12 protein-coding genes are annotated in these 12,198 nt (G+C 63.2%); all 12 read right to left on the bottom strand.

Translation table 11 applies throughout. The features are described from left to right. Nucleotides 1–216: 216 nt before the first annotated feature. Entirely contained in the window at nt 217–792 is a 576-nt protein-coding gene (locus E0D86_RS01310) for a HupE/UreJ family protein (protein WP_131648175.1), read from the bottom strand. Nucleotides 793–940: 148 nt separating this feature from the next. Beyond that, nucleotides 941–1,555 (bottom strand): urease accessory protein UreG, encoded by a 615-nt coding sequence (gene ureG, locus E0D86_RS01315; RefSeq protein ID WP_131648176.1) that lies wholly within the window; start codon nt 1,553–1,555, stop codon nt 941–943. A gap of 53 nt (nt 1,556–1,608) precedes the next feature. After that, a complete protein-coding gene (locus E0D86_RS01320) occupies nt 1,609–2,286 on the bottom strand; it encodes an urease accessory protein UreF (RefSeq protein WP_131648177.1) in 678 nt (225 codons plus the stop codon). Then, a complete protein-coding gene (gene ureE, locus E0D86_RS01325; RefSeq protein ID WP_131648178.1) occupies nt 2,283–2,783 on the bottom strand; it encodes an urease accessory protein UreE in 501 nt (166 codons plus the stop codon). Before ureE ends, E0D86_RS01320 begins: the two co-directional genes overlap by 4 nt. 325 nt (nt 2,784–3,108) lie before the next feature. Continuing rightward, on the bottom strand, nt 3,109–4,575 hold the full coding sequence (locus E0D86_RS01330; protein WP_131648179.1) for an NCS1 family nucleobase:cation symporter-1: 1,467 nt from the start codon (nt 4,573–4,575) through the stop codon (nt 3,109–3,111). Nucleotides 4,576–5,008: 433 nt separating this feature from the next. Next, nucleotides 5,009–6,709 carry an urease subunit alpha gene (gene ureC / locus E0D86_RS01335; RefSeq protein ID WP_131648180.1) on the bottom strand — a complete coding sequence of 567 codons (1,701 nt, stop codon included), beginning with the start codon at nt 6,707–6,709 and terminating at the stop codon, nt 5,009–5,011. 93 nt (nt 6,710–6,802) lie between these two features. Continuing rightward, the gene (locus tag E0D86_RS01340) at nt 6,803–7,108 is read right to left on the bottom strand and encodes an urease subunit beta (protein WP_131648181.1); all 306 of its coding nucleotides are present in this window, start codon (nt 7,106–7,108) and stop codon (nt 6,803–6,805) included. A gap of 99 nt (nt 7,109–7,207) precedes the next feature. Beyond that, complete coding sequence (gene ureA, locus E0D86_RS01345; RefSeq protein ID WP_131648182.1) at nt 7,208–7,510, bottom strand: urease subunit gamma; 303 nt, start codon at nt 7,508–7,510, stop codon at nt 7,208–7,210. A gap of 61 nt (nt 7,511–7,571) precedes the next feature. Further along, nucleotides 7,572–8,405 carry an urease accessory protein UreD gene (locus E0D86_RS01350; protein ID WP_131648183.1) on the bottom strand — a complete coding sequence of 278 codons (834 nt, stop codon included), beginning with the start codon at nt 8,403–8,405 and terminating at the stop codon, nt 7,572–7,574. Nucleotides 8,406–8,671: 266 nt separating this feature from the next. Continuing rightward, nucleotides 8,672–10,375, bottom strand: a complete 1,704-nt coding sequence (locus tag E0D86_RS01355) for an ATP-dependent DNA ligase (RefSeq protein WP_131648184.1) — start codon at nt 10,373–10,375, stop codon at nt 8,672–8,674. A gap of 79 nt (nt 10,376–10,454) precedes the next feature. Next, nucleotides 10,455–11,471, bottom strand: coding sequence for a ligase-associated DNA damage response exonuclease (locus E0D86_RS01360; RefSeq protein WP_131648185.1), 1,017 nt, complete (start codon nt 11,469–11,471; stop codon nt 10,455–10,457). A 169-nt stretch (nt 11,472–11,640) separates the two neighbouring features. Then, entirely contained in the window at nt 11,641–12,186 is a 546-nt protein-coding gene (locus E0D86_RS01365; protein WP_131648186.1) for a hypothetical protein, read from the bottom strand. Nucleotides 12,187–12,198 lie beyond the last annotated feature (12 nt).

Consider the following 12,198-nt stretch of genomic DNA (forward strand, 5'->3'; position numbering starts at 1 on the left):
GCAACTATGGGTGGGTCCTTGGGGACGTGGAGCGCTATCGCAGCATCCGTGCCAGCTTTGCGGGAGCCGCCTGGGGCGGGGCTTTGCCGCCGTTTTCACCATGCGCCGCAATTGTGCGGCGCGGCGGTGTGGTGCGAAAAAGGGGCGGCGGGGATGTGATGAAGCGGTGCTTTGCACGCTCGTGGTGCGAAGGCCAGAGGCTGGTTTGCTCTTTGCTCAGCTGACCAGCAGCCAGGCGCCAGCCAGTGCCGAGGCGGCGCCAGCGACCCGGATGAGTGGGGCAGCGGCTTGCGGCAGGCTGCGCGCCAGCACGTAACCGACCGCATGCAACGCAGCCGTGGCGGCGATGAAACCGGCTGCATACCCCCAGGGGCTGGCCAGTTCCGGTAGTTCCAGGCCATGGGCCATCCCGTGGCTGAGCGCGAACAGTGCGGTCAGGCCTGCCGCGAGCGACAGCGGTGGGCGCACCGCCAGAGCAACCAGCAGGCCGAGTGCCAGGACCGAGCCTGCGATACCGGTTTCCATGAATGGCCACTGGACGCCGGCGAAGCCGAGCAGGCCGCCGATCAGCATGGTGGCGACGAAGGTCAGCGGCAGTGCCAGCCGCGCAGTGCCTTGTTGCTGCGAAGCCCACAGGCCGACGGCAAGCATTGCCAGCAGATGATCGAGACCCAAAATCGGGTGGGCGATGCCGGACATCACGCCGGCATGGTCATGCCCCGGATGGGCGAAGGCCAGTGCTGGGCTGAGCAGTAAGGCGGAAGCGAAGAAGAATGTTCTGTGCAGGTTCATGCGATTACCTCTGGTTGTGTATGGCGGTCTCGAATCGTCGAGGTCTGATGCGGTTTGCCGATGAGCCCGCTTGCTCAGGGGTGTTTTCCGCGTGGCCTTAGGGCAGTACGCGAGCAGGGACTCGGCGCTCCTGCGGGGATGTGTCCGGTCAGACGCTGGCAAGCATGCCCTGTCGTTCGATGAAGGCGATGATCTCGTCCAGACCCTGGCCAACCTTCTGGTTGCTAAAGACGAAGGGCTTGTCGCCGCGCATCTTGCGCGTGTCGCGGTCCATGACCTCCAGCGAGGCGCCGACCATCGGCGCCAGGTCGATCTTGTTGATCACCAGCAGGTCGGACTTGCAGATGCCTGGCCCGCCCTTGCGCGGCAGCTTGTCGCCGGCCGACACGTCGATCACATAAATCGTCAGGTCCGACAGTTCGGGGCTGAAGGTGGCCGACAGGTTGTCGCCGCCGGATTCCACGATGATCAGATCCAGCCCCGGAAAGCGCCGGTTGAGCTGCTCGACGGCCTCGAGGTTGATCGAAGCATCCTCGCGGATCGCCGTGTGCGGGCAGCCGCCGGTTTCCACGCCGATGATGCGTTCCGGCGCGAGGGCTTCGTTGCGCACCAGAAACTGGGCGTCTTCCTGGGTATAGATGTCGTTGGTGACCACGGCCAAGTTGTAGCGCTCGCGCAGGGCCAAGCACAGGGCGAGGGTCAGCGCGGTCTTGCCGGAGCCGACCGGGCCGCCGATGCCGACCCGCAAGGGTTGGGTGTTCATGGTGATTTCCTCTGTTGCGGTAATGGGATGACTGCGTGCCGATGCTGTAGCGCTCATGAGCGAAACAGACGGCTGTACTGGCGCTCATGGGCCATGCTCGCCAGCGCCAGGCCGAAGGGGGCGCTGCCCCAGTGCTTGGGATCGATCTCGCGCGCGGCGAGCTGGGCCTGCTCTAGCGCTGGCAGCAACTCGGAAGTCAGCCGTTGGGCAGCCTGTTGGCCCAGCGGCAGGGTTTTCATCAACACCGCCAATTGGTTTTCCAGCCAGCCCCAGAGCCAGGCGCTGAGCGCATCTTCGGGCGATATGCCCCAGGCACGTGCGGCCAGCGCCCAGCCCAGGGCAAGGCCGGGTTCGTCGATGCGTGCAAACAGGACGCGGGCAGGTTCGTCCAGTTCCGGCAGGTTGCTCAGCAGTTGCTTGAGCGAGTAGCCCATTTGCCGGCTTTCCAAGCGCAGCTCCCGGGTTTCGCGGCTGGCGCGATGACGTGCGGCCAGGCGCTCCAGTTCGCACCAGTCTTCGGCGGCGGCTGCCTCGCAATGGGCTAGCAGCAGCGGCATTTCGAAGCGCGCCAGATTGAGCTGCATCTGGTCGCCGAGCCAGCATCGGGCACTGGCCTCGTCCTGTACCAATCCTTGCTCCACTGCCATTTCCAGGCCCTGCGAATAGCTGTAGCCGCCGATCGGCAGCTGGGGGCTGGCCAACCGCAGCAGCGCGAACGCAGCCGGATTCACCTGCGCGCGCCGAACTGGTGCAGCCGCGGCGCGTAACTGAATTCGGCTTCGCCAGCGTGGGAATGATGGTGGCCGCCGCCGTAGGCGCCGTGTTCCGGCTGGAAGGGCGCTTCGATGGGTTCGACGCTGGCGCCCAGTTGCAGCAGCATGTCCTTGAGCACGTAGTCGTCGAGCAAGCGCAGCCAGCCATCTCCGACTTGAAGGGCTACATGGCGATTGCCCAGGTGGTAGGCAGCCCGGGTCAGTTCGAAGCTGCTGGCGCAGGTTACGTGGAGCAGCTGTTCGGCGCGGGCACGCACGATGACGATGCGGCCGTCCTGGGCCTGCAGGCATTCACCGTCATGCAGTGGCGGCTGGCCGCGCTCCAGAAACAGCCCAACGTCCTCGCCATCGGTGGTAAAGCAGCGCAGCCGCGATTTGCTGCGAGCCTCGTAGGTGAGTTCCAGCTCGGCGTTGCCGTTGGCCTGCGTGGTGGTGCGTCGATGGATGACCAGCATGGTGCAGTTCCGCTTGTGTGATGACCAAGCAGAGCAAGGCCCTTGCCAACCTTCCTAATAGACGTGTCGTGCGGGCTGCGGTGGCCGGTGTGCCTGAAAATGGAGCTTGATCTGGTGTCGTCGTGGTGCGCTGAAGAGCTTCGCGCATCACATTGGTGCGCTGCCGTTGCGGCAGTAAGGACCATCACTTGCGATTGCATAGTGATTAATGCCGATCGCGAAGATGTGACCGATCCGTGCGGAGGCGCGCTTAGCGAATCGGCTGTCGGGGGGATGCAACCGAACGAACCGATTTTTGTGATCGGTCCGTTCGGATCCGCTCCCTTTACGGCATCACAGCGGGTGCTACACCTGAAGCCACTGGGTGTTTACGCATCAGCAGGTAATGCACAAATCCTCCAAATAGCGCGCCGAGCAACCATGCAAAGCCCGACAGGCTTTCCAGTCCGGGCGTCCATACCGATGCGACCGAAAACAGCGAGCTGATGCCGAATGCGATGATCGCCTTTCGATTCCAGCCTGCGCTGAAGTAGTAGGTCGAACCCGGTTCGGCCGAGAACAGTTCCTGCACGTTCAACTGCTGACGGCGGATCAGGTAGTAGTCAGCGACGAGGATGCCGTACAGCGGCGCCAGCACGGCGCCCAGCGTGTCGACGAATGCGGCGATACCAACGGCGCTGATGAACGATACCCAGAGTGCGCCGATGAAGAAGGCGATGACCGCGGTGATGAAACCGCCGGTGCGGGCACTGATGCGGGCGGGCGCGAGGTTGGCGATGTCGTAGGCTGGCGGGATGAAGTTGGCGACCAGATTGATGCCCACCGTGGCGACGAAGAAGGTCAGCGCCGCAATCAGGGTCAGGCCGACGTTGTCGATCCGCGCGACGATATCGGTCGGGTTGGTCAGCGTCTCGCCGAATACCACCACGGTGCCGGCAGTAATCACCAAAGCGATCATGGAGAAGATTGCAAGGCTCACCGGAAGCCCCAGGAAATTGCCGATGCGCATCTGCCGCTCGTTTTTTACGAAGCGGGCAAAGTCCCCGTAATTGATCACCACGGCCGCGAAGTAGGCCACCATGGTTCCGACCACCGCAGCAAATGCGGCTATGGGGCCGCCGGTATAGCTGCCGGTGCCGCTGAAAATGCTGCCAAGCGCGCCGACGAGACCCGGCCCGGCCTTGAAGCAGATGGCGACCATCATGGCGATCATCACGAGATAGACCAGCGGGCCAGCCCAGTTGAGAAATCGTGTGACCCAATCCACGCCGCGCACGAACAACGCCACCTGGAATACGCAGACGATCACATAGGCCATCCAGTCGATTGAGGTCAGGCCCAGCAGCGTTGCCTCCGAGCCGGGGCCCGCTAGTGTGCGAATCAGCAGCGCCACGGCGGTTGAGGCGAAGTAGGTCTGCACGCCGTACCAGAAGATCGCCACGATGCCGCGCACCACGGCTGGGAAATTTGCCCCGCGTACGCCCATGCTGGCGCGTGCCATGACCGGGAATGGGATGCCGTACTTGACGCTGGGTTTGCCGGTCAACTGCACCAGCCCCATGACGATGAACCCCGCCAGTACGATTCCCGCAAGCACCGCCCAGCCGTTCAGGCCATAGCTGATGAACAGGGTAGCGGCGAGGGTATAGCCGAACAGGCTTTGAATGTCGTTGGACCAGACGTTGAATATTTCGAACCAGCCCCATTTGCGCTGCCCGGGGGGCAAGGGCGCAAGGTCGGCGTTGTGCAGGCTGGTATCGATCCGCTTGATATTGAAATCGTCGTGGTTCATGGCGTGCGCTCTGTATGCAAGACAAGGTGGCATAGGTGTATGCAGTTCTTGTTCCGCGTACGGCTCAGCCCGCGAGTATCGAGCAATGTCGACCGATTGGCTCTTGCTTGATGATAGGAGCTTAGACCGTCCGGCACGTTTCGCTACGCGCTTTGTATACAAGCGACAAATGAAGAACTGGGGCGGTCGGTCGCGAATCGCCTCTTGTAATGCACCGATAGCTCGCAAGAAAACCGCGCGATGCCCTGGTGGTGTTGAAGTGGGATTCTCTCGGCGTGGCGTGGCGTGGCGTGGCGTGGCGTTGAGATGAGCTGAGCTGAGCGCCAATGGCGGGTTAAAAACCCGCCCTACGGTGTGCCGCGTCTAGCGCATATGTCGAATGTCGCCATGAGCGGTGGGCGGAAATGTTTCCGCCGTGGTGCTGCACGTTGGGTCAGAACAGGAAATACCGCTGCGCCATCGGCAATACCTCCGCGGGCTCGCACCAAAGCAGCTGGCCGTCTGCCTTCACTTGGTAGTTCTGCGGGTCGACGTCGATCTGTGGCGTGTAATCGTTATGGATCAGATCCTTCTTCTGCACCGCCCGGCACCCCTTCACCACGCCGATTTTTTTCTTCAGCCCGAGCTGCTCGGGCACGCCGGCCTCGGCTGCGGCCTGGCTGATGAAGGTGAAGCTCGATGCGTGTAGTGAGCCGCCGTAGCTGCCGAACATGGGCCGGTAGTGAACCGGCTGCGGGGTCGGGATCGAGGCGTTGGCATCGCCCATCAGGCTGGCAGCGATGACGCCGCCCTTGAGGATGAGGGTCGGTTTGACGCCGAAGAATGCCGGCCGCCAGAGCACCAGGTCGGCCCATTTGCCAGCTTCGATGGAGCCGACTTCGTGGCTGATGCCGTGGGTGATTGCCGGGTTGATGGTGTATTTGGCGATGTAGCGCCTGACACGAAAGTTGTCATTGTCCGGCCCGTCGCCCGGTAAGGCGCCGCGCTGTTTCTTCATCTTGTCGGCGGTTTGCCAGGTGCGGGTGATGACTTCGCCGACGCGGCCCATGGCCTGGCTGTCGGAGCTGATCATCGAGAAGGCGCCGAGGTCGTGGAGGATGTCTTCGGCGGCGATGGTCTCGCGGCGGATGCGTGACTCGGCGAACGCCACGTCCTCAGCGATGCTCGGGTCCAGGTGATGGCAGACCATGAGCATGTCCAGATGCTCGTCGATGGTATTGCGGGTAAACGGCCGGGTCGGGTTGGTCGAGCTGGGCAGCACGTTGGGGAAACCGCAAGCCTTGATGATGTCTGGTGCATGACCGCCACCCGCGCCTTCGGTGTGGTAGGTGTGAATGGTGCGGCCCTTGAACGCGCCGAGCGTTGTCTCGACGAAGCCGGATTCATTCAGCGTGTCGGTATGGATCGCTACCTGAATGTCGTACTGGTCGGCCACGCTCAGGCAATTGTCGATGGCCGCCGGCGTGGTCCCCCAGTCTTCATGCAGCTTGAGGCCGATGGCGCCAGCCTGGATCTGTTCGATCAGCGGCTCGGGCAGCGAGACATTGCCCTTGCCGGTGAAGCCAATATTCATCGGGAAGGCCTCGGCGGCCTGGAGCATGCGCGCCATGTGCCATGGGCCGGGTGTCACGGTGGTGGCGTAAGTGCCGGTGGCCGGGCCCGTGCCGCCGCCGATCATGGTAGTGGTGCCGCTCATGAGGGCTTCTTCGATCTGCTGCGGGCAGATGAAGTGGATATGACTGTCGATGCCGCCCGCGGTGAGGATCATGCCTTCACCAGCGATGACTTCGGTGGCTCCGCCGATAGCGATGGTCACGCCGGGCTGAATATCCGGGTTTCCAGCCTTGCCGATGGCGGCGATACGCCCGTCCTTGAGGCCGACGTCGGCCTTGACGATGCCCCAGTGATCGACGATCAGCGCATTGGTGATCACCGTATCGACCACGTCGGCAGCGCACAGCTGGCTCTGGCCCATGCCGTCGCGGATGACCTTGCCACCGCCGAATTTCACCTCATCGCCGTAGACGGTGAAGTCCTTTTCCACTTCGATCCACAGCTCGGTATCGGCCAGGCGCACCTTGTCGCCAATGGTGGGGCCGAACATGTCGGCGTAGGCTTGGCGGGAGATTTTCATCCTCGTTCCTCGGATTCAGGCTGCAAGCGTCAAGCTGCAAGCCTCAAGTAAAAATGAAAGCCGGACTGCTCTCTTGCAGCTTGCGGCTGCGCTCTAGAGCGCCCCCATCACCCGCCCGGCAAAACCGAACACTCGGCGATCACCGGCCAGATCGACCAGCTCTACCTCGCGGCTCTGGCCGGGCTCGAAGCGTACTGCCGTACCTGCGGGGATGTGCAAGCGCATTCCTCGCGCGGCGGCGCGGTCGAAAGTGAGGGCGTCGTTGGCTTCGAAGAAGTGATAGTGCGAGCCGATCTGGATGGGGCGGTCGCCGCTGTTGGCCACGCTCAGGGTCAGGGTGTGGCGGCCGGCATTGAGCTCAATGTCGCCGTTCTGAATTCGGTATTCGCCAGGGATCATGACAATCACTCCGTAATTTAGCGGTACGTTTGGACAGAAGTCGGAAGCGAAAGCCGCTGGGAATCGCTCTGGTTTGCAGTGTTAGATTTATGGCTGCTGTCAGGCGATCGGTTGATGGACCGTGACCAGCTTGGTGCCGTCAGGGAACGTCGCTTCTACCTGGATTTCCGGAATCATTTCCGGCACGCCTTCCATCACTTGCTCGCGGCTGAGCAGAGTGGTGCCGTAATGCATCAGCTCGGCGACCGTCCGGCCATCACGGGCGCCTTCGAGCAATGCCGCAGAAATGTAGGCCATTGCCTCCGGGTAGTTGAGCTTCACGCCGCGTGCCAGGCGGCGCTCCGCGACCAGGCCAGCGGTGAAGATCAGCAGCTTGTCTTTCTCTCTAGGGGTGAGGTCCATTGGTGCTCCATTCGTAGGGTGGATGTCTTCGTTCACATCCACCGGTTTTCGGCGGGAATCGCTACGTGCTCCAGATTCTCGGCGGTACGACCTCACGCCCCAGCAGCTCCGGGCGCAGCAGGCGCCACAGCTCGATCAGCCAGGCACGGGCGTGCAGCGCTTCGCGGGCCAGGCAGCGGCCGACGATCAGCCCCGGCAGTTGTGTCAGGTCGCCGCGAACCCGGTTCGGTAGTTCGCGGCAGCGCTCCATCAAACCCGCGTCGATTTCTCCCGTGGCGATCAGGGTGGCGAACACCGGTTGGCCATCGAAACCGATTGGCGAATCCAGCAAACCGTCACCGCCGATAACGCGCTGGCATTCGTGCCAGAGCAGTTCGCCGTCACGACGGATATCCAGTTGCGCCTGAAAATGCCCAGCGTCGAAACGTTCGCTCGCAGCGGGGCGGCCCAGAGCGACCATGTCCCAGTAGAACAGCCTGGCGTCACCTTCCAGTTCGATAGCCGTAGACAACTCGGCCTGCGCAGCGGAGTAGACGATGGTCTCCTGCGGCAGCCATTCGAGCGTGGCGCCGGCTTCGACATGCAGTGCCAATTGCTGGAACGCCGGGGCGGCGGCGCGATACCACTTGGCTGCACCGGGACTGGTCAGCTGTGCCCAGGCGTCGGCGCCGACCGTGGCGCTGATGTCCAAGCGATCACCGCCGGCAATCCCGCCTGGTGGGTGCACGATGATGTGCTGGCAGACTTCAGTGCCTTCGGCATACAGATGCTTCTGCACCCGCAGCGGACCGCTGTGGCGTCGGTACACCGGGCGCGTCGTCTCGCCGATACGTGCATAGCCGAGTTCCAGTTCGGCGTGCCAGTGAGGAGTAAACAGGGAAGTCAGCGCAGTCATTGCCGAATGGTTCATCGATAGTTGAACCGTCACTCAGCAATAGTCGTGCCTTGGTAGAGCGCCAGACCGTTACGCCTTGCTCATAGCTAGGGCTCGATGCTTTGGAAACCAATGCTTGCACCGGTTTGGTGCTTGAAGCGTGCAATTTCTTTATTGCGCCCGATTGTGGTGCGGCCGAATAAATTCGGCCCTACAACGACGGGAGTGAGACTGCGGTTGTGCTTGTAGGGCCGAACTTGTTCGGCCGTGGGGGCAGGCTAGAACGGTCATCCCAACAATTCCTTGAGCGTCTCCAGCGTATCCGCCTCATCCACTGGTTTGTCATGACGCCAGCGCAGCATCCTTGGGAAGCGCACGGCGATGCCGCTTTTGTGTCGGCTGCTGGCGGCGATGCCTTCGAAGCCCAGCTCGAACACCAGCGTCGGTGTCACGCTGCGTACCGGGCCGAACTTCTCCACGGTGGTCTTGCGCACGATGGCGTCCACCTTGCGCATCTCCTCGTCGGTCAGGCCGGAATAGGCCTTGGCGAAGGGCACCAGCTTGCGTTCGGGATCACCCGGCTCGCCGTCCCACACGGCGAAGGTGAAATCGGTATAGAGGCTGGCGCGGCGGCCGTGGCCGCGCTGGGCATAGATCAACACTGCATCGACCGAGTAGGGGTCGATCTTCCATTTCCACCAGAGGCCCACATCTTTTGTGCGACCGACGCCATATTGCGCGGCGCGGGCCTTGATCATCATGCCCTCGACGCCTAGGGCGCGGGAGGCCTCGCGCTGGCGGGCCAGGTCCTGCCAGTCGGCGCCCGTGACCAGTGACGACAGCATCAGCCGTGGGTTAGGGCATTGTGCGACCACCGCTTCGAGCTGCCGCCGGCGCTCGCGGTGCGGTCGTTGCCGCCAATCCTCGCCCTGCCATTCCAGCAGGTCATAGGCGAGGATGGAAACGGGCGCATCCTGCAGCACCTTGGCGGTGAGGTTCTTGCGACCAATGCGCTGCTGCAGCAGGGCGAAGGGTTGTACGCCGAATCCTTCAGGCGTGGGCGCTGCGGCATCAAGGCCCGGTAGCGCAGTGGTTGGATGCTCGGGCGGATGTTTCCAGACCAGGATCTCGCCATCGATCACCGTTCCGTCCGGTAGACAGCCGGCCAGCTCGCACAGCTCGGGAAAGCGCTCGCTGACCAGTTCCTCACCGCGCGACCAGATCCAGATCTGCCCGTCGCGCTTGACCAGCTGGGCGCGGATGCCATCCCACTTCCATTCAACGAACCAATTCTCCGGCGCGCCCAGCAGCGTGTCGAAGTCTTCCGTCGGCGCTTGCAGCGGGTGTGCAAGAAAGAACGGGTAAGGCTGGCCGCCGCGCTGGGCATGTTCGTGTTCCGATTCGTCGGCGATCAGCGCCAGGTAGCCTTCGGCGCTAGGACGGTGTGACAGATCGGTGTAACCGACCAGGCGCTGCGCCACGCGTTTCGGGTCGAGATCGGCCAGCGCGACAAGTGCTCGCGTGACCAGCAGCTTCGATACCCCGACGCGAAAAGCCCCAGTGATCAGCTTGATGCACACCATCAGGCTGATCCGATCAAGTTGTGACCAGAGCGCCGGCAAACGCTCGGCCAATATCTCGGGCGGCAGGCCCCGCAGCGGCAACAGCTTGTCCTGCATCCACACCGCCAAGCCTTCGTTCGAACTGTGCTCGGCTTCGGGCATCAGCAGCGAGATGGTCTCGGCCATGTCACCGACGGCTTGGTAGCTTTCCTCGAACAACCAATCCGGTAAACCGGACGCTTGCATGGCCGTATCGCGCAGCACGCGGGTCGGCACCAGCTGGCGAGGTCGGCCCCCGGACAGGAAGTAGACCGCCCAGGCGGCGTCGGCGGGATCTGCTTCGCGGAAGTAGTCGCGCATTGCAGCAAGCTTGGCGTTGCTGGATGTGGTCGCGTCGAGGCGGCTGTACAGGGTGGCGAATGCTTTCATTTCGTACCACCGTCATGTCCCGGCGCAGCCTGTTCGTGAGCAAACTCGCTCTTACAATTCCGCGAGGTTGAGCGCCGGATCATTCGGCCTCCTGTGTGGCTGCGTCGTCCTCTTCGCCGTATTCGGTCTCGAAGGCTTGGGCGTCGAGGCCGCGCATCTCGCGCAGGTAGCGCACCAGTACTGGCACCGAGCCGTGGGTCACCATGACTCGCTCCGCGCCGGTCTGTTCGATGGCCCATAGCAGACCGGGCCAGTCGGCATGGTCGGAGAGCACGAAGCCACGGTCGACGCCACGACGCCGACGGGTGCCGCGCAGCATCATCCAGCCGCTGGCGAAGGCGTCGGCATAGTCGCCGAAGCGGCGCATCCAGGTGCTACCGCCGGCCGAAGGCGGGGCCAAGATGATTGCCTGTCTCAGGCGTGGATCGCCTTTCTTCAGGTCGCCGGCGTACAGCGTTGGCGGCAGATACACCCCGGCGTCGCGATAGACCCGGTTCAGTGGCTCGACCGCGCCATGCACCACCACGCTGCCGATACTTTCATCGAGGCCATGGAGAATCCGTTGCGCCTTGCCGAAGGCGTAACAGAACAACACGCTGGCGCGCCCAGCGGCGGCATTGGCGCGCCACCAGTCGTTGATGCCGCGAAACACTTCGGTTTGCGCGGGCCAGCGATAGATGGGCAGGCCGAAGGTGGATTCGGTGATGAAGGTATGACAGCGCACCGGCTCGAAGGGCGCGCAGGTGCCGTCCGGTTCTACCTTGTAGTCGCCCGAGGCGACCCAAACTTCGCCGCGGTATTCCAGGCGAATCTGTGCCGAGCCGAGCACATGGCCGGCGGGATGGAAGCTGAGCGTTACGCCGTGATGGTTGATGGTTTCGCCGTAGCCCAGCGTCTGCAGTGGCATGTCGGCGGCGATACGCGAGCGCAGGATGCCTTCGCTGTCGCTGGAAGCCAGGTAGTGACCCATGCCCCAGCGCGCATGATCGCCGTGGGCGTGGGTGATGACGGCGCGTTCAACGGGACGCCAGGGATCGATGTAGAAATCACCGGGAGGGCAGTAGAGGCCTTCGGGGCGGGCGACGACTAGGTCCATGAGTACAGGCACTGTGAGGGCTTGTAGTCTTGGAGCCTGCCGGAGCGGCGGGAGTTCGGCTGGCTGGTGGAGTAGGGTGGGCCGGGCGGCGTTCCGCGTCAGCCCACCAATTCTCCCAGCCAACTACCTGGTGGGCTGAAACGTAGCGCAGCCCGTCCGATGTGGCGCGTTACTCCACCAACTTCAGATGCGAGGTATCTGGAACGGGGGCATCGCTGGCGCGGCGGCGTTCGCTCATGTCACTGCCCACCGGGGCCAGGCTGAACTGCGATAGATTCAGTGTCGGCGGAGGGGTTGTAGGGCGGGCATCCTGCAGATCGACGCCGACCGGCGCGATACCGAAATCCGGGGCCTCGACATCGACGAAAGCAGCCATGTATTCATCGCGAGGTGCGACCTTCAGCGGCTTAGGCGCGGTCGTGGATGCCTGCGGTGCGGGCGGCTCCTCGGCAGGCGGCGGTGCCAGTTCGATTTCCTCGACGGCGACCGGCATCGGCCTGACTTCGACCTGCGCGCCGGCGCGCTCCAAAGCCTGGCGATACTTCTCCACGGCGGCGAAATCCAGGTTCTGCTTGATGACCATGCGCCGCCCGGAGAACAACTGCGCGATGCGCTGGGCGTCGGCCTGGAACAACTTGCTCAGGTTGGCTTCGACCTGCTCGAGCCGTGCGCCAGGGAGCAACTGGCCGGAAAACGCGATTTCATAGAGGCTCATCGGCATGTCCTT

Source organism: Pseudomonas sp. IC_126, from assembly GCF_004331835.1.
GTDB lineage: Bacteria > Pseudomonadota > Gammaproteobacteria > Pseudomonadales > Pseudomonadaceae > Stutzerimonas.